The organism is Achromobacter spanius (assembly GCF_029637605.1).
Lineage (GTDB): Bacteria > Pseudomonadota > Gammaproteobacteria > Burkholderiales > Burkholderiaceae_B > Achromobacter > Achromobacter spanius_E.
The window spans coordinates 2,421,070-2,438,183 of the sequence record NZ_CP121261.1 but is presented as its reverse complement, the minus strand read 5'-3'; the positions used below and the strand labels follow the sequence as shown (position 1 = coordinate 2,438,183).

Here is a 17,114-nt window from a genome sequence, read left to right as displayed (position 1 = left end):
GCTAGTTTGCCCAACGTTGGCTTGCAGGACGTATTTTCCGACCTACTTGCGCACTTCGCGCTGGAAAATTTCCAGGCTCAGTTTCTTCATCTGGATGAAGCTGGGTTCGGACAAGGTTTCCACGGTGCGCGGGCGCGCGTCGGTGTAGTCCAGAATTTCAGCCACGCGCGTGGGCCGCTTGGTCAAGAGCAGCACCTGGTCGGCCAGGTACACGGCCTCTTCCAGGTCATGCGACACCAGCAACATCGTCGTGCCGGTCTGCAGGAACACCTCTTGCAGCTTTTCGCGGATGAACAGCGTCATCTCGAAGTCCAGCGCCGAAAAAGGTTCGTCCAGGAACAGCACCTCGGGTCCCGGCGCCAGGGCGCGCATGATGGACGCCGTCTGCTGCTGCCCGCCCGACAGTTCATACGGATAGCGTTTCAGATCGAACTTGACGTCGAACGACGCCACCAACTCTTCCACGCGCGCATCCACTTCGGCCTTGCTGCGGCCTTCCAGGCGCAGCGGGTAGGCGATGTTGTCGATGGTGCGCAGCCACGGGAACATGGCTTCGCGGTAGTTCTGGAACACGTAGCCGATCTTGGTTTGCGCCAGCGATTTGCCATCGAACAGGATCTCGCCCGAATCAATGGGAATCAGGCCCGCGATCATGTTGATCAGCGTGGACTTGCCGCAGCCGTTGGGGCCGAACACCGAGACGATCTTGCCCTTGGGGATGTCCAGGTTGAAGTCTTCATACAGCGGCCAGCCCGCGAAATACTTGGTCAGGCCACGGATAGTGATGTGCGTGCCCAAGGGGCCGGGCGCGAACGGCGCGGCGGTGGGGGCAGGGGCGATGATGGGGTTGATGACGGTGGACATTTATCGGCCGCTCCAATGGACCACGCGCTTTTCCAGCACAAGAAAAAGAATGTTCAGCACATAGCCCAGGGCGCCCGCCGCCAGGATCGACGCATACATCTCGCGCACGTTCAGCACCTGCTGCGAATTGATGATGCGGTTGCCCAGGCCGCTGTCGGACCCGATGAACATCTCGGCCACGATCACGATCACCAGCGCCATCGACACACCGCTGCGCAAGCCGACGAACGTGGGTTGCAGGCTTTCCCAGATCAGCACGTCCTTGAAGATCTGCCAGCGCGATGCGCCCATCACGCGGGCCGCCATCACGCGCTGCTTGCGCGCGTTGATGACGCCATAGGCGCTGTTGAACAGAATCACCAGCACGGCCGCGAACGCCGCGATGGCGATCTTGTTCATGTCGGTAACGCCGAAGATCATCAGGAACAGCGGGATCAGCGCGGACGACGGCGTGGAACGGAAGAAGTCCACCAGGAACTCCACGCTGCGATACGCTTTTTCATTGCTGCCCAGAAGCACGCCCAGCGGCACGCCGATGACGCCGGCAATGACGAAGGCTTGCAGCGTGCGGTTCAAGGACGACAGGAAGTCCCACAGCAGCGGGCCGCCCGCCAGGCCCTTCACCAAGGCCACGATGGTGGCGCTGGGAGTGGGCAAGAGCACGGGGCTGACCAGTTGCAGGCGCACAACCAGGTCCCAGATGACGAAGAGCGCCAAGGGGCCGATCAGCGGCAGCAAGCGCGAGCCGTCGAACTTGCGGGGCGGCGCCTTCGTGGGGGTGGCCACGGGCGTTGTGGGCGTTGCAGACGTTGCTGTCATGGATCAACCCTTGTAAAGCATGGACGACACGTCGACCTTTTGCGCGAAGATGCCCTTGTCGGTGAACAGGTCGAAGAACTTCTGGAAGTACTGGATGTCGCTCGGCGTGAACTCGTTGTAGAGCGTGTAGGCGGCCAGCGGCACTTCTTCGGTCATGGGGCCTTCGATGGCGGTGTAGCCCTTCATGAAGGGGCGCGCCTCGGCGGGCTTGGTGCGGATCAGTTCAATGCCGCGCGCATAGGCCGCGATGAATTTCTTGCTTTCCTCGGGATGCTTTTTCAGGAAGGCGGTGGTCAGCGAGGCCGAGCCGCCGAACCACGGCGCCATGGGATCGCCCAACACGTACTTGGCGATCACGCCGGTTTCCAGCACGCGGGTGGTGCCGTTCAGGCGGCCCACCGTGCCCGTGGGTTCCAGCGTGTAGCACGCATCCAACTGGCCGGCGGCAACCGCGGCCACGTGCTGGCTGATTGCCAACTCGACCACGGTTGCTCCGGTTGCGCCGGCGCGCTCCAGTACTGCTTTGGCCAGCGTGGCGTTCTGGATGCCGGGTCCAGATCCGACCTTTTTCCCCTTGAGGTCTGCTATGGATTTGATGGGACTGTCTTTCGCGACGATGAACTCATCCAGCACGTTCTTGGCGTTGCTGGGGTTGGACGCAAAAATCTTGAACAGGCCGGGCGAGGCGATTTCGCCGATGGCTAGATTGGCCGATCCCGTGCCGTTGGCGCTGCCGTCCGCGCGGCCGGCCAGCATGGCTTCCATGACCTGCTGCGCGCCCGCGAACTTCAGCGGTTCGACGTTCAGGCCGGCTTCCTTGAAATAGCCTTTTTCAACCGCTGCGTAGAACGGCAGGCCGGCGGCAACGGGCCAGAAGCCGATGCGGATCACCGGACCCGACTGCGCGCGCACGATCGCGGGCGCGGCCAGCGTCGCGGCGCCCATGGCGGCGCCCTGGATCAGGCGGCGGCGGGTGGCGTTGAAAGCAAAGGGCGCATTGCGGTTGATCATGAGGGCTCCTGGAGGGCTTGGTTTGAACTGGGGTCGACGGTGATCGTCGGGGCCTGTCTTGTAGACAAGCTTGCATACCAGTCATCAAGCAAAACCCGTGCCAGGTTGGCGCGTCGGGTTCCTACTGGGGCTTCTTATGGGGTTTCCGCTGGGGCAGTGGCTGCTCGAGCCTCGGGCTGGTGCCTGGCATGAACCACTTTGGTGCATGGCGCACCATTTAAGGGGACGTATCGTGAATCAGCCCAGCAGCCGGTTCGCCAGCGGCTCGCCGCCAGCCCAGCGTTGCAGGTTATTCAGGAACAGCGTGCGCACGCGGGCGCTGTTGCCGTCCGAAAAGCCGGCGCTGTGCGGCGTCACGATGACATTGTCCAACCCCCATAGCGGGGATTCCGGTGGCAGCGGCTCTTGCTGAAAGACGTCCAGGAACGCACCGCCCAAGCGGCCCGCCGACAGCGCGTCGATCAGCGCGGGCTCGTCGATGACATGGCCGCGCGCCACGTTGATGACCGATGCGTGCGCGGGGAGGGCAGCCAGCGCACGGCGGTCGACCAGCCCGCGCGTGGCCGAGGTCAATGGACAGGCCAGCACCAGCCAGTCTGCCTGGGGCAGCAGGCCGGCCAGCGCGTCATACGTGGCGGTGTGGCGGGCATCTGCCACGGGCGTGGCGGAATGGCGCACCACCGTCAGGGTCAGGCCCAGCGCGCGCAGCAAGGCGCCAATGCGCTGGCCGATGGCGCCCCAGCCCACCACCACCGCGTGCTGTCCCGCCAGGTCGCGCGGCGTGCGTGCGCCCAACAGCGGCCGCCAGGCGCGTGCGCGTTGGTCGGCCGCCAACAAGGGCAGGCGGCGCGCCAGGGCCAGCACGCCGCCTATGGCGGTTTGCGCCACCACCGCGTCGCTGGCGCCTTGCGACGTGGTGATGGCCACGCCGCGCGCGTGCAGATGTTGATAGATCTCGCGGTCCGCGCCGGCCGAATGCACATGCACCCATTGCAGCGCGGGCGCATCGCGCAGCGCGTCGTAGTACCGCGCCGTGTCGGGCGTGATCTGAAACTTGGTCGATTCACCCGTGATATCGCGCGACACAAAGGCCACCTGCGCATCGCAGGGCTGGCCCGCTTGCGGGTGGCACAGCGTAAAGCGCTGCCCGTCACCGGCGGGCAGCGCGTGGCGCAAGGTGTCCGCCTCGGCGGGCGAACACAGGATGCGGATTTCTTCTTGCGGCATAGGGGGGGTGGAGTCCAAGGCTGGAGCCAGGGTTCAGTTCGGGTTGGGTTGGAACTTGCGCACCAGCGCGGCCCACTTGTCGTGTTCCTGCTTGATGAAGGTGGCGAACTGCGCCGGCGTGCCGCCCACGGGTTCGGCGCCTTCGTTCACCATCTGCGTCTGCAAGCCCGGCAGCGCGGCGTTGACTTCGCGGTTGATGGTGGTCACCACAGCGGGCGGCGTGCCCTTGGGCGCGAAGAAGCCAAACCAGGATCCGGCGTCAAAACCCGGATAGCCGGATTCGGCAATGGTGGGCAGGTCGGGCAGGGTGGCCGAGCGCTGCAGCGTGCTGACCGCCAGCGGCCGCAGCTTGCCCGCGCGTATCTGCCCGATCACCGACGGAATGGTGGCGAACATGAAATCGATACGCCCGGCCAACAGGTCGTTGACCGCATCCGCGCCCTTGTATGGCACGTGCGTGGCTTCTACGCCCAACTGGTCCATCAGCATGTAGCTGGCCAGGTGTGATGACGTGCCCACCCCGGTGGAGCTGTAGTTCAGTTGCTTGGCTTCTTTGACGTATTTCAGAAAACCCTTGATGTCCTTGGCGGGCGACGATGGCGGCACCACCAGCACGTTGGGCACCGTGGCAAGCTGCACGATGGGGAGCAGGTCGGTCAGCGGGTCGAAGGACAGCTTGGTCAGCGAGGAATTGACGGCGATGGGCCCCACGGAATTGACGATCAGCGTGTAGCCGTCGGGGGCGGCGCGCACCACGAATTCCGTGCCGATATTGCCGCCGGCGCCGGGCTTGTTTTCCACCACGAAGGACTGGCCCAATTGCTTGGCCAGCACATTGGAGACGCTGCGCGTCAGCGTGTCGGTGGTGCCGCCGGCGGTGAATGCGACGATGACCCGGACGGGTTTGTCGGGGTAGTCCGCGGCGGTCGCGGGCAGTGAGGTACAGACGCAGGCCGTCGCTGCGGCGGCGAGCAGGGCTCGGGCAGTGTTCATGTTGTCTCCGTTCGTGGTTGTTGTGTTGGCGGTGTCAGCGCCGTGCCGCCACGTCGGCCAGCGCTTTTGAGAAAAGGGGGGCTTCAGCCGATCTTTAGTCAGTCAGCTTCGGAAGCTCGGGTCCATGCGGTCCAGCTTGCGCAGCAGGGCAGGCCATTCCATGACGCCGTAAGGGCGCCGTGTGCCGGGCTGATAGTTGTTCCAGGTTTCTTCCAGCACGGCCGGGCTGACGGCGCGCAGGGGCGAGCCCGTGGCCATGGCCGCCAGTTGCGCGCGACAGGCCAGTTCCAGGCGGTGCATCCAGTTGAAGGCCTCGCCCACCGTGCGGCCCACGGTCAGCGCGCCATGGTTGCGCAGGATCAGCGCCTCGCCCTGGCCCAGGTCGCGCAAGAGCGATTCCTGCTCTTGCAGGTCCAGCACCACGCCCTCGTAGTCGTGATAGCCGATCTTCAGGAAACGCATGGCGGTCTGGGTCAGCGGCAGCAGGCCGCAGTCCAGCGAGGCCACAGCCATGGACGCCCAGCTATGCGTGTGGATCACGCAGTCCACGTCATGGCGCGCGGCGTGCACGGCGCTGTGGATCACGTAGCCGGCCTTGTTGATGCCGTAGTCCAGGTCGCCGAAATCGGGCTTGGCCAGGATGGTGCCGTCCAGGTCTACCTTGATCAGGCTGGACGCCGTGATCTCTTCGTACATCATCCCGTAGGGGTTGATCAGGAAGGCGTTGTCTTCGCCTGGCACGCGCGACGAGATGTGGTTGGCCATCATGTCGGCCATGCCGTAGTGTTCGACCAGCCGGTAACAGGCGGCGAGGTCGACGCGGGCCTGCCATTCCTGTTCGGAACAGTGCGGCCGCATTGAAGAGATCGGGAGTACACCAGGGGGTAACACGCCCGGGCGTCGGGTGTCAGTCGTCATCGGATATCGAGAAGGTCTTTGGCCGTGGCACGATGCCGCAGCGAACATGAACCGACTTTATCCGTGTGTCTTGAAGCGGCCTAGCCATGCGTCCGGCATGGGGGCATCACGAATCCAGAAGGGTGGCGCCGGGCCAGGCGCCATGCCGCACCTGGGCACGCATCACGTCCACCAGCACCACGCGGGCAGCCAGCGCGGCCGGCGACAATTCCTCTTCGTCGATGCAGTAGACGGCGTTGCGCCGGTACAGGAAGGGGTCGTCGATGGGGTGCATGTTCAAGAGGCCGGCCTCGGCCCGCGCGACCGCCGCGCCGGGCTGGATGGTGGCGATGGGGTTGGCCTGCACCAGATCCATCAAGGTCGTCAGGCCGTCTACCTCGACCGCGACCCAGGGTTCGATGCCCGCGCGTTCGAAGGCGGCCTCGACCCAGGCGCGCAGGCCGTGCGCCTTGCTGGTCACCGCCAGCGGCAGGCCCGCCAATTCGGCAATGGTGGTGGGCTCGCCATCGGGCAGCGCATACATGCCGCGCCGGGCCAGCAGGAACAATCGTTCATCCAACACGGGGATGGCGCTGCGCCCCTGGCCGCTGTCGTTCTGAAACAGCACGGCCAGGTCCAGGCGGCGGCTGCCCAACTGTTCGCCCAGGTTGCCCGACAAGCCTTCCACCAGATGCAGCCGCACATTGGGATAGCGCTCGGCCATGGCCGCGTAGAACGGTTTGGCCAGCAGTGACGCAGTGGTGGGCGCGAAGCCCACGCTGACCATGCCGGCCAGCCGGGCCTCGCGCGCGGCGGCCACGGCGTTGTCCGCGTGCCGCAGCGTCAAGCGCGCCTGCCGCAGGAAGGCAGTGCCGGCGGCGGTGGCCACCACACCGGTGTGCGTGCGCATCAGCAGCCGCGTCGCCAGCTCGCTTTCCAAGCGGCTGATCTGCTGGCTCAGCGCCGAGGCGACCACGCCCAGGTCACGCGCCGCGCGGCCGATGCTGCCCAGTTCGGCCACCCGGACGAAATAGCGGAGTTGTCGAAGTTCCATGGATAAGGGAAGGGAAGAGAGCTTGCCGGATAGTAGCGGCGGGCCCTTGATATTGCGCGGATTTCATCGCGAAAGCCGTTCAAAAAAGTGTCAGGTATCTGACTTTGGGCTGAATATCAAACGAAAATTGTTTACACTCGCATCCTCAAAACTGAAGTCGGAACGGCCCGCCGCGGGGGCGGACACCGTTCGAGTCACGGGAGAAAGTCGATGCGCAAGTTGTTGTTGGGAGCGGTGCTGGCCGCGGCGGTATTCGGGGGAACGGCCCACGCGGCGGCAGAGCCTCGCGCCGTGGTCGCCACCTATTCGGATCTTGCGCTGGCGGGCTATGAAGACTCGCTGACCGCCGCCAAGACGCTGCGCACGGCCATCAACGCGCTGATCGCCAAGCCCAGCCCCGACACACTGAAGGCCGCGCGCGAAGCCTGGCTGGCCGCCCGCGTGCCGTACCAGCAAACCGAAGCGTATCGATTCGGCAACCCCATCGTTGACGACTGGGAAGGCCGCGTGAACGCCTGGCCGCTGGACGAAGGCCTGATCGACTATGTCGACGCCTCGTACGGCACCGAAAACGACGAAAACGCCTTCTACGCCGTCAACGTCATCGCCAATTCGAAGATCTCGGTGGGCGGCAAGACGGTGGACGTCAGCAAGATCACGCCGCAACTGCTGTCCGAAGTGCTGCACGAAGCCGACGGCAACGAGGCCAACGTGGCCACGGGTTATCACGCCATCGAATTCCTGCTTTGGGGCCAGGACCTGAACGGCTCCGGCCCCGCGCCGGCCGACCGCAAGGGCACGCCGCAAGAGCGTCATTCGGGCGACCGCCCGCACACGGATTTCGACCCCAAGCAGTGCACCGGCGGCCACTGCGAGCGCCGCATTGAATTCCTGAAGGCCGTGACGGATCTGCTGGTGACCGACCTGGAAGAAATGGTGGGTAACTGGAAGAAGGACGGCGCCGCGCGCAAGGCCGTCGAAGAAGATCCCAAGGCAGGGCTGATTGCCATGCTTACCGGCCTGGGCAGCCTGTCGTACGGCGAACTGGCCGGCGAACGCATGAAGCTGGGCCTGATGCTGCATGACCCCGAAGAAGAGCACGACTGCTTCTCGGACAACACCCACAATTCGCACTACTACGACCAGATCGGCATCCGCAATGTCTACCTGGGCACCTACACCCGCATCGACGGCAAAGAGGTCAAGGGCGCAAGCTTGTCCGAACTGGTCAAGGCGCGCGATCCGAAGCTGGATGCCGAAGTGCGCGCCAAGCTGGACGCCACCGTGGCCGCCATGCAGGCCATGAAGACCCGCGCTGAAACGGTCGAAACCTACGACCAGATGATTGCGGATGGCAACAAGGAAGGCAACGCCGTGGTGCAGGCCGCCATTGACGGCCTGGTGGACCAGACCCGCAGCCTGGAGCGCGTGATCACGCTGCTTGAGCTGGGCAAGGTTGCCATCGAAGGTTCCGACAGCCTGGACAAACCTGACGCCGTATTCAAGTGAAACTCGTACTAGCCGCCGTACTGGCGGCGTCGGCTCACGCCGGCGCCGCCGCCACTGAAGTGACTGCCGGGCGTGATGACCTCACGCCCGAAGACCAAAAGCGCGTCACCGCCATCACCGCCCCCACGCGCGATTTTTCAAAGGTCGAATCCTTTGAAACCATGCAGGCGGGCGCCGCGACCACCGACAAACTGATCAACGCCGATATCTTTTCCCATCCCTCGGCGAATATCAGCTTTGAAGGCCGCCAGGAATTCCTGGTTGGCAATGGCCTGTTCCGCAAGGACTGGGTGTCGGCGCCGGCCTCGACGCAGGCGTCCGACGGCCTGGGCCCGCTATTCAACGCGCGCTCATGCCAGGCCTGTCATACCAAGGACGGACGCGGCACCGTGCCCGGGTTCGATCCTTTGGAACGCACGGACGCCGTGGCGCTGCTGCTGCGCCTGGCCGTGCCACACGGCCCCGACCGTGGCCACCCCAAGCTGGCCCCGGGTGAAATCGCCGAGCTGCCCGAACCCGTGTACGGCGTGCAGTTGCAGAACTTCGCGGTGGCGGGGCTGCCCGCCGAAGGCCGCATGGAGATCGAATACGAGCCTATTCCGGTGGCCTTGAATGGCGGCGAAACCGCCACGCTGATGAAGCCCACCTACCGTATCGAAAACCCCGGCTACGGCCCGATGCGCGCCGACACGCAGATCTCGCCACGCCTGGCGCCGCCCATGATCGGCCTGGGCTTGCTGGAATCCATCCACGAAGCCGACATCCTGGCCAATGTGGGGGCGGACAAGCGCGATGGCATCGTCGGCAAGCCCAACTGGGTGACCGATGCGCGCACCGGTAAGCGCGCGCTGGGGCGCTTCAATCTGAAGGCCGGCCAACCCACCGTCGAACAGCAGAGCGCCGCGGCGTTCTCCAACGACATGGGCTTGTCCACGCCGATGTTCCCCAAGCATTCGGGCGATTGCACGCCCGCGCAGAAACCGTGCCTGGACATGCCGCACGGGGCGCAGCCGCGCTTTGGCCCGGAAGAAGTGCCGGCCAAGCTGATGGACTTCGTCACCACCTATTCCACCAACCTGGCCGTGCCGCAACGCCGCGACGCGGACGACGCGCGCGTGCTGGCGGGCAAGAAACTGTTCTACGAAGCCAATTGCGTGGCGTGCCACGTGCCCAAGTACGTGACGAGCCGCAACGCCAGGCAGCCGGAGCATCGCTTCCAACTGATCTGGCCCTACACCGACATGCTGGTGCACGACATGGGCGACGACCTGGCCGATGGCGTGTCCGACGGCCAGGCCAATGGCCGCGAATGGCGCACGCCGCCGCTGTGGGGCATCGGCCTGACCAAGACCGTGAACCCGTCGGCCACCTGGCTGCATGACGGACGTGCCCGCACCTTGCTGGAAGCCGTGCTGTGGCATGGTGGCGCGGGCAAGCCCTCGCGCGACCGGGTGGTGGCCATGACGCCTGACGAGCGCGCCGATCTGATCCGTTTCCTGGAGTCGCTGTAAATGGCAAGATACGCCGTGATGACCCAATTCAAGCCTGTCGTGTTCAAGCCGTGCGTGTTCAAGCATGCGATGTTCAAGCATGCCGTGGCCGCCGTGCTGGTGTCGGCGGCATCGTTGGCAGCACCAACGGCCGCGCAAGCTCAGTCGCAAGCCGAGTCTCAAGCTGCGTTGCCGGCTGACCTGGGCGAACGGCTGGCACGGGATTACGCGCGTCCGGCCGTGGGCAAGATGGCGGATGCCGCCGCCGCGTTGGACGGCGCGCTGGGTGGCTGGTGCGCCAAGCCGGATGCGGCGGGCGCCGCGCGTGTGGGCGAGGCGTTCTCGCAGTTGGCGCTGGCCTGGTCGGGCGTCGAAATCCTGCGCTTCGGGCCGCTGGTGCAGGCCAACCGCTTTGAGCGGCTGGCCTTCTGGCCCGACACGCGCGGCGTGATGCCCCGGCAAGTGCAGCAACTGATCGCCGCCAAGGACGAAGCCTTGCTGGCGCCCGGCGCGTTGGCCGGCCGCAGCGTGGCGGTGCAGGGGCTGCCCGCCTTGGAATATGTGTTGTACGGCGACCCGGGGCTGCTGAAGGAAGGCAGGCAAAGTGCGCAGAGCGCCACGCCCGCCTTCGCCTACGCGTGCGGCTATGCGCGCGCGCTAGCCGCCAACGTCACCACGATATCGCGCGATGTGGCGCAGGCCTGGAGCGCGCAGGGCGATTTTGGCCGCCAGTTCTCCAAGCCGCTGCCGGCCAACGACCTGTACCGCAATCCGCAGGAAGTGGCGGCCGAAGCCATGAAGGCCTTGTCGACCGGCTTGCAGTTTGCGCGCGACGTGAAGATCCTGCCGGTGTTGGGCGAATCGCCCGATGCCGCGCGGCCCAAGCGCGCGGCATTCTGGCGCAGCGGACTGTCCACGCGCCTCTTGGCCGCGAACCTGGACGGCTTGCAGGCGTTCTACCAGGCCGGCGCCTACCCCTTGCCGGCGGGCGAGGAGTGGATGGACGGCTCGGTGCGAGGCGAATTGCAGGCCGCCGCGCAAACCGTGCAAGCCGTGCCGGCGCCGCTGGATGCGGCGTTGCAAGATGAAGAGGGCCGCCGCCTGTTGCTGCTGGCGTCCCTGACCATCAAGAACGCCAAGGACATCATCGACCAGAACCTGGCGCCCGCCTTGGGCGTCACCATCGGATTCAATGCGCTTGATGGTGATTGACCGCCGCCGCTTCCTGTCGATGGCCGTGGCGTTGGGCCTGTCGCCCGCCGCCGCGAGGGCGGCGCTGCCCGCCGACGGCGGCCCTCTGTACCTGAGCGCGCGCAAGCGTGGCGGGCGCGACGAAGCCGTGCTGCTGGACGAGGCCGGGCACGACCGCCTGGTGGTGCCGATGCCCGCGCGCGGCCACAGCTTTGCCATTGATTCCGCGAACCAGCGCGCCGTGGTGTTTGGCCGTCAACCGGGGTTTTTCGCCGTGGCGTTTTCGCTGGGCGAGGGCGGCGAGCCCCAGGCGCTGCCGGTGCCCGAGGAACGCCACTTCTTTGGCCACGGTGCATTCGTGGATGGCGGGCGGCTGCTGGCCGCCACGGAAAATGACTTCGAGGCCGGGCGCGGCGTGCTTGGCATCTACGATGCTTCGCCGGGCGGGGCATGGCGGCGCGTCGGCGAATTCGACGCCGGCGGCATCGGCCCGCACGAAGTCGTGCTGATGCCCGACGGCAAGACGCTGTGCGTGGCCAACGGCGGCATCCTGACGCATCCCGACTACGGCAAGCTGGAACTCAACCTGGATACGATGCGGCCGTCGCTGGCCTACATCGATGCTGCCAGTGGCCAACTGCTGGAAAAAGTGGAGTTGGCGCCCGCGCTGCATCGCTTGTCGATCCGGCATCTGGCGCTGGCGGGCGACGGTTGTGTGTGGTTCGGCTGCCAATACATGGGGCCGGCCGCCGACCGGCCCGCGCTGGTGGGACGGCATCGCCGAGGCGCGCCGCTGGAACTGTTCGAAGGGCCGGCCGAGACGCTGCGCAACATGCGCAACTACGTGGGCTCGGTGTCGGTGGACGCGGGCGGCGGCATCGTGGCCACGTCCAGTCCGGTGGGTGGGCAGGTGATCTATTGGGACGCCGCCAGCGGCCGCTGCCTGGGCACCACGCATCTGGCCGACGGCTGCGGCGTGGCGCCGGCGCGGCAAGCCGGCTTTCTGGTCAGCAGCGGCCTGGGCGCCATGCTGCGTACCGATGCCGCGGGCCACGAAACGCCCGTGCTGCCGCCGTCACGCGAGCTGTCCTGGGACAATCATTTCCGCATCGTGCCGGCTTGAAAACAAGCTGACAAACTAGCTGACAAACCCCCGCCGCATCGCTTACAAAGCTTGACATAGCCAGGCTGCGGCGCGCCCCTTTGCGTATCCGTCATCTGATACAGTTTTCGGTTGTCATTTTTGCTGGAGATTCCATGGAAGACGCCTTGAACGAATTCAACGCCTGGGCCCCCAGGCTGGTGGAGATGGGCATCAATCTGCTGGTCGCGCTGTTGATCCTGATCATCGGCTGGTGGGTGTCGTCGTTGCTGGGCAGTTGGGTTCGGCGCGCCGCCACGCGCTCCAGCAAGATCGACCCGACCATCGTGCCGATGTTTTACAGCACGGTCGTCTGGGCGGTGCGTATCTTTACGGTCATCGCGGTGCTGGCGCGCTTTGGCGTGCAGACGGCGAGCCTGATCGCGGTGCTGGGCGCCGCCGGCCTGGCAGTGGGTCTGGCCTTGCAAGGAACGCTGCAGAATATCGCGGCCGGCATCATGCTGCTGATCCTGCGGCCCATCCGCGCGGGCGAATACGTGGCCCTGAGCTCGGGCGCCGATGGCACGGTGGAAGAGGTCGGCCTGTTTCTTACCCGCCTGGTCCAGGCGGACGGCATCCACCTGACCCTGCCCAACAGCACGGTATGGAACGCCACCATCACCAACTACAGCCGCAATCAAACTCGCCGTCTGGATATCCCGGTGCCGGTGCGCTATGGCGATGACCTGGAAGCGGTGCTGGCCAAGCTGAACGAGATCGTGGCCGCGCGTCCGGATGCGCTGAAAGATCCCGAACCGCAGGTGAAGGTGTTTGAGTACAAGGAAAGCGGCGTCATCGTGAACGTGCGCGTCTGGGCTGAAACCAGCAAGTACTGGGACCTGCGCTGGGGCCTGTACCAGCAGATCCGCACGTCGCTGGAAGCGGCCGGCTTCCAGCCGCCGATTCCGCTGCGCGAAATCCAGAACCCCAAGACGGCGGACAAGACCGACGCGGCGGCCTGATCGCCAGCGCTGGGTCTTCAAGGCAAGCGGGCGCCTCGGTTCATCCGGGCGCCCGTTTTCTTATCTTGCCCGCGGTGGGCCGATCAGGCCTGCATGACCAGCCGCGCCAATTCCGCCTTGATCCAGCCCGCGATTTCACGCTGGCGCTGGGCTGGCATGCGGTCAATGATGGCCGTGACGCTGACCGCCAGCAGCGGCGAACCATGGGCGTCCAGCAACGCGCAGCCCACGCCCAGCGCGCCACGCACCGCGTGGTTGCCCACGACCGAATAACCGCGCGCGCGGGTGTTGTCGATCAGTCGGTACATTTCCTGCGGCGTCATGCCGCCGTACTCGTCCAGCCGGCCGGAGTTGCGTTCCACGATGCCGCGCGCGATGTCGTCCGGCAACGCGGCCAGCAGGGCCATCCCACCCGAACCCACGCCCAGCGGCTGGCGCTTGCCGGCGTAGGTGGCCAGGATCTGGACGGGGTAGCTGCCGATCTCGCGATGCAGGCTGATGGAATCGTCGTCTTCGCGCACCACCAGGAAGACGGCGTCGCCCGTGCGGTCGGCCAGGCGGCGCAGCACCGGCAGCAGTTGGCGCACGCGCGGGTCGCGCGAGCGCGTGTCCGGGTCCACTGCCAGTTGGGCGCGATATTTCTTGGTGCCCGTCACGGGCAGCACCAGGCCGGCGTCAAGCAGGGCGGCCAGCAAACGATAAATGGTGGGGCGTTGTATGCCCGTCAAGCGGGCGATATCGGTCACGCTAAGGCCGTCGGGACCTTGGTCGCGCAGGGCGGCCAGCACGGCCAGTCCGCGCCGCAAAGTCCGTGGGCCTGCCGCCGCGGCATCACTGTCTGGCATGCAAATCTCTGAAAAGTTAGGGTTATTCCGGAATAGTCAAGGGAAAACCATTGTCCGTAGCGTGGACTCTACCTTGATGCACCCGTCGTGTATAGATCAAAATGCGTCATCCAATAATTCAAATCGTCCATCTGATGGACAGTACCTGCACGGAGACACTATGACTACAGGTCAAAAGCCTGGCCTGCGGCGTTTCGCCGCTACCGTTCTGGCCACCGCCGCTAGCGCACTTGCCATGGGTACCGCCCATGCTGCCTACCCTGACAAACCCGTCCGTATCGTGGTCGGTTTTTCTGCTGGTGGCACCACTGACGTCATCGCCCGCATCATGGCCAAGGAACTCACCGAGTCCCTGGGCCAATCGTTCGTGGTCGAAAACAAGCCGGGCGCCGGCAGCAACATCGCCACTGACTACGTCCAGCGCGCCACGCCCGATGGCTACACGCTGCTGTTCGTGGCCGTGACCAGCGCCATCAACCAGACGCTGTACAAGAACGTCAACTTTGACCTGACCAAGGATTTTGCGCCGGTGGCGCTCGGCGCCAAAGTGCCGAACATCCTGGTCGTCAACCCGCAAGTGCCGGTGAAGTCGGTCAAGGAACTGGTCGACTACGCAAAGAAGAACCCCGGCAAGCTGGCGTTCGCCTCGTCGGGCAGCGGCACGTCCATCCACATGGCGGGCGAGCTCTTCAAGATGAAGGCCGGCATTGACGTGCTGCACGTGCCGTACAAGGGCAGCGCTCCGGCCATGACCGACCTGATCGGCGGCCAGGTGCAGTTCATGTTCGACAACATGCCGTCGGCCTGGCCGCACGCCCAATCGGGCAAGCTGCGCGCCCTGGCCGTGACCACCAGCGAACGCTCCAAGAGCGCGCCGGACCTGCCCACGATGCAGGAATCGGGCTTTGCCGGGTTTGACGTGTCGTCGTGGTTCGGCCTGTTGGCGCCGGCCGGCACGCCGCCGGAAGTGATCACCAAGCTGAACGCCGCCATGCAGAAGGCCTTGGACAACCCCGCCGTGCAGACCAGCTATGACAAGCTGGGCGCCGTGGCCGTGAAGACCACGCCGGCTGAGTTCGGCGCGTTCATCAAGTCGGAAGTCGAAGGCTGGGCCCCGGTGGTCAAGGCTTCGGGCGCCAAGGTGGACTGATGTTTGGGCTGCCCCGGCAGGCTTGCCGCCGGGGCTGACCAGAAACAGGGATGGGCATTGCGCCCATCCCTATTTTTTTGCCTGGCCTTTTCGTGCCGTGGCCAACATGGCGGTGCAGACGCCGCGCAGCATGTCCACTTCGTCGCGGGTCAGCGCGGGGCGGGAAAACAGGTGCCGCATGCGTGGCATCAGCTTCTTGGGATGGGCGGGGTCCAGGAACTGCACGCCGACCAGCGCCTCTTCCCAGTGCGCCAGGAACGCCTGCACGGCTTCGCCCGATGCCGGTTCGGCGCCGCGCGACGGTTCCTGCGCGGTCGAGGCGGGCAGCAGGGCAGCACCCTGTTCCACCAACAATGCATAGCGCAATTCCCAGGCGGCCAGTTGCAGCGCCTGGGCCACGTTCAGCGAGCTGTATTCGGGGTTGGCGGGAATGTGGCAGATGCGGTGGCACAGCGCGATCTGCGCATTGGTCAGCCCCGCCCGCTCGGTGCCCAGCACCACGGCGGCCACGCCCTCGGCCGTGCTGGCCAGATGCGCGCGGGCCAGGTCGGCCGCCTGGCGGATGTCGCAGGGCGGGGGACCCAGGTCGCGCACCCGGGCGGTCAGCGCCAAGGCCATGGTCACCGGGGCCAGTGCCTCTTCCAGCGACGGGTAGATGCGTGCGTTTTCCAGCACGTCCAGCGCGCCGCTGGCCAAGGCCACGGCCTCCGGCTGGGTGGTTACATCTGGAAATTTAGGCTCCACCAAGACCAGTTCGGAGAAGCCCATTGTCTTGATGGCACGGGCCGCCGAACCCACGTTTCCGGGGTGGCTGGGGTTCACCATAATGAAGCGAACACGTGAAAATGCTTGAGTCATTTAAAATGGCGCGTTTGGCTTCGCGCCTTCCTGGTTTTTTGGGTCGATTTCCCCGTTGGGGCGACGATGGATCCGGGGGGCGGCAAGTGGCCTATCATCACGCGAACCCACCGCATACGTACGGAATTTTATGCACCCGATGCTCAACATCGCCATCAAGGCGGCCCGGCGTGCCGGCACCATTATCAACCGTGCCAGCATGGATTTGGAACGACTCAGCGTGGCTCGCAAGGGGCCGCGCGATTATGTCACGGAAGTCGATCGCGCCGCCGAGGAGTCCATCGTCGAGACACTGCATGCCGCTTACCCGGATCATGCCGTGCTGGGCGAGGAATTCGGGCTGCAAGGTCCCGACCAGGCCGAGTTCCAGTGGATCATCGATCCCCTGGACGGCACGACGAACTTCATCCACGGCCTGCCCAACTACGCCGTGTCCATCGCGCTGACGCAGCGCGGCCAAGTCACGCAGGCGGTCATCTATGACCCCTCGCGCAACGAACTGTTCACGGCGAGCCGTGGCAGCGGCACCTTCCTGAATGATCGCCGCGTGCGGGTCTCGAGCCGTACCCGCTACCATGAAGCGCTGCTGGGCGCGCACTGGCCCAATGCTGGCGACCCCGAGCAGGGTTCGCAGCGTTTCCGCCATATGGCGGAAAACGTCACCGGCGTGCGCCGCATGGGTTCCACCGTGCTGGACCTGGCCTACGTGGCCAGCGGGCGCCTGGATGGTTTCTGCGGCGTGGGCTTGAAGCCCTGGGACCTGGCGGCCGGCAGTCTGATGGTGCTGGAAGCCGGCGGCCTGATCGCCGACTTCGACGGCGAGCAAGGCTGGATGGACAGCGGCAACGTGCTGGCCGCCACGCCCAAGATCTTCACGCAAATGCTGGGCTCGCTGAACGCGCCGTCGGCGGCCTGATCCCGGCCTGATTCCGGCGTATCTCCGGCTTCAAGAAGACCGGCCTTCGGGCCGGTTTTTTTGTTGGACGCGACGCGCCCCCGCAAGCCCTGCGCATGGCGCAAAGCCAATGGCCATCAGGCAAACGGAGGGGGGCGCGTCACCGGCATGTCACGAATTTTCCATGTACGATTACCGGTCGTGTAAC

At 65.5% G+C, this 17,114-nt stretch carries 16 protein-coding genes; 7 read left to right on the top strand and 9 right to left on the bottom strand.

What is annotated here, in order from left to right; translation table 11 throughout:
• Nucleotides 1-42: 42 nt before the first annotated feature.
• The 7 genes from P8T11_RS10685 to P8T11_RS10655 form a co-directional block, all read right to left on the bottom strand.
• Entirely contained in the window at nucleotides 43-864 is an 822-nt protein-coding gene (locus P8T11_RS10685) for an ABC transporter ATP-binding protein (RefSeq protein WP_268081971.1), read from the bottom strand.
• Nucleotides 865-1,683 (bottom strand): ABC transporter permease, encoded by an 819-nt coding sequence (locus P8T11_RS10680; protein ID WP_268081972.1) that lies wholly within the window; start codon nucleotides 1,681-1,683, stop codon nucleotides 865-867.
• Nucleotides 1,684-1,686: 3 nt separating this feature from the next.
• Nucleotides 1,687-2,694, bottom strand: a complete 1,008-nt coding sequence (locus tag P8T11_RS10675) for an ABC transporter substrate-binding protein (protein ID WP_268081973.1) — start codon at nucleotides 2,692-2,694, stop codon at nucleotides 1,687-1,689.
• 237 nt (nucleotides 2,695-2,931) lie between these two features.
• Nucleotides 2,932-3,921 (bottom strand): D-2-hydroxyacid dehydrogenase, encoded by a 990-nt coding sequence (locus P8T11_RS10670; protein WP_268081974.1) that lies wholly within the window; start codon nucleotides 3,919-3,921, stop codon nucleotides 2,932-2,934.
• A gap of 33 nt (nucleotides 3,922-3,954) precedes the next feature.
• On the bottom strand, nucleotides 3,955-4,914 hold the full coding sequence (locus P8T11_RS10665) for a Bug family tripartite tricarboxylate transporter substrate binding protein (protein ID WP_268081975.1): 960 nt from the start codon (nucleotides 4,912-4,914) through the stop codon (nucleotides 3,955-3,957).
• Between the two features lie 102 nt (nucleotides 4,915-5,016).
• Nucleotides 5,017-5,772, bottom strand: coding sequence for a class II aldolase/adducin family protein (locus tag P8T11_RS10660; protein WP_268081976.1), 756 nt, complete (start codon nucleotides 5,770-5,772; stop codon nucleotides 5,017-5,019).
• A 166-nt stretch (nucleotides 5,773-5,938) separates the two neighbouring features.
• Nucleotides 5,939-6,865 (bottom strand): LysR family transcriptional regulator, encoded by a 927-nt coding sequence (locus tag P8T11_RS10655; protein ID WP_268081977.1) that lies wholly within the window; start codon nucleotides 6,863-6,865, stop codon nucleotides 5,939-5,941.
• Nucleotides 6,866-7,075: 210 nt separating this feature from the next.
• Between P8T11_RS10655 and P8T11_RS10650 the strand changes: the two genes are divergently transcribed.
• The 5 genes from P8T11_RS10650 (at nucleotide 7,076) to P8T11_RS10630 (ending at nucleotide 13,158) form a co-directional block, all read left to right on the top strand.
• Nucleotides 7,076-8,374: an imelysin family protein gene (locus P8T11_RS10650; RefSeq protein WP_268081978.1), complete on the top strand. Its 1,299-nt coding sequence runs from the start codon at nucleotides 7,076-7,078 to the stop codon at nucleotides 8,372-8,374.
• The gene (locus P8T11_RS10645) at nucleotides 8,371-9,885 is read left to right on the top strand and encodes a di-heme oxidoredictase family protein (protein ID WP_268081979.1); all 1,515 of its coding nucleotides are present in this window, start codon (nucleotides 8,371-8,373) and stop codon (nucleotides 9,883-9,885) included. The genes P8T11_RS10650 and P8T11_RS10645 overlap by 4 nt, the downstream gene beginning before the upstream one ends.
• Nucleotides 9,886-9,954: 69 nt before the next feature.
• Entirely contained in the window at nucleotides 9,955-11,076 is a 1,122-nt protein-coding gene (locus tag P8T11_RS10640; RefSeq protein WP_268082388.1) for an imelysin family protein, read from the top strand.
• On the top strand, nucleotides 11,066-12,178 hold the full coding sequence (locus P8T11_RS10635; RefSeq protein WP_268082389.1) for a DUF1513 domain-containing protein: 1,113 nt from the start codon (nucleotides 11,066-11,068) through the stop codon (nucleotides 12,176-12,178). The genes P8T11_RS10640 and P8T11_RS10635 overlap by 11 nt, the downstream gene beginning before the upstream one ends.
• Nucleotides 12,179-12,312: 134 nt before the next feature.
• On the top strand, nucleotides 12,313-13,158 hold the full coding sequence (locus P8T11_RS10630; RefSeq protein ID WP_268081980.1) for a mechanosensitive ion channel family protein: 846 nt from the start codon (nucleotides 12,313-12,315) through the stop codon (nucleotides 13,156-13,158).
• A gap of 83 nt (nucleotides 13,159-13,241) precedes the next feature.
• Here P8T11_RS10630 and P8T11_RS10625 read toward each other — a convergent pair whose 3' ends face one another.
• A complete protein-coding gene (locus tag P8T11_RS10625) occupies nucleotides 13,242-14,003 on the bottom strand; it encodes an IclR family transcriptional regulator (protein WP_268081981.1) in 762 nt (253 codons plus the stop codon).
• A gap of 160 nt (nucleotides 14,004-14,163) precedes the next feature.
• Between P8T11_RS10625 and P8T11_RS10620 the strand changes: the two genes are divergently transcribed.
• Nucleotides 14,164-15,153, top strand: a complete 990-nt coding sequence (locus P8T11_RS10620) for a Bug family tripartite tricarboxylate transporter substrate binding protein (RefSeq protein ID WP_050448648.1) — start codon at nucleotides 14,164-14,166, stop codon at nucleotides 15,151-15,153.
• Nucleotides 15,154-15,222: 69 nt separating this feature from the next.
• Here P8T11_RS10620 and P8T11_RS10615 read toward each other — a convergent pair whose 3' ends face one another.
• Complete coding sequence (locus tag P8T11_RS10615) at nucleotides 15,223-16,011, bottom strand: RNA methyltransferase (RefSeq protein WP_268081982.1); 789 nt, start codon at nucleotides 16,009-16,011, stop codon at nucleotides 15,223-15,225.
• Between the two features lie 130 nt (nucleotides 16,012-16,141).
• Between P8T11_RS10615 and P8T11_RS10610 the strand changes: the two genes are divergently transcribed.
• Nucleotides 16,142-16,927: an inositol monophosphatase family protein gene (locus P8T11_RS10610; RefSeq protein ID WP_268081983.1), complete on the top strand. Its 786-nt coding sequence runs from the start codon at nucleotides 16,142-16,144 to the stop codon at nucleotides 16,925-16,927.
• Nucleotides 16,928-17,114: the final 187 nt, after the last annotated feature.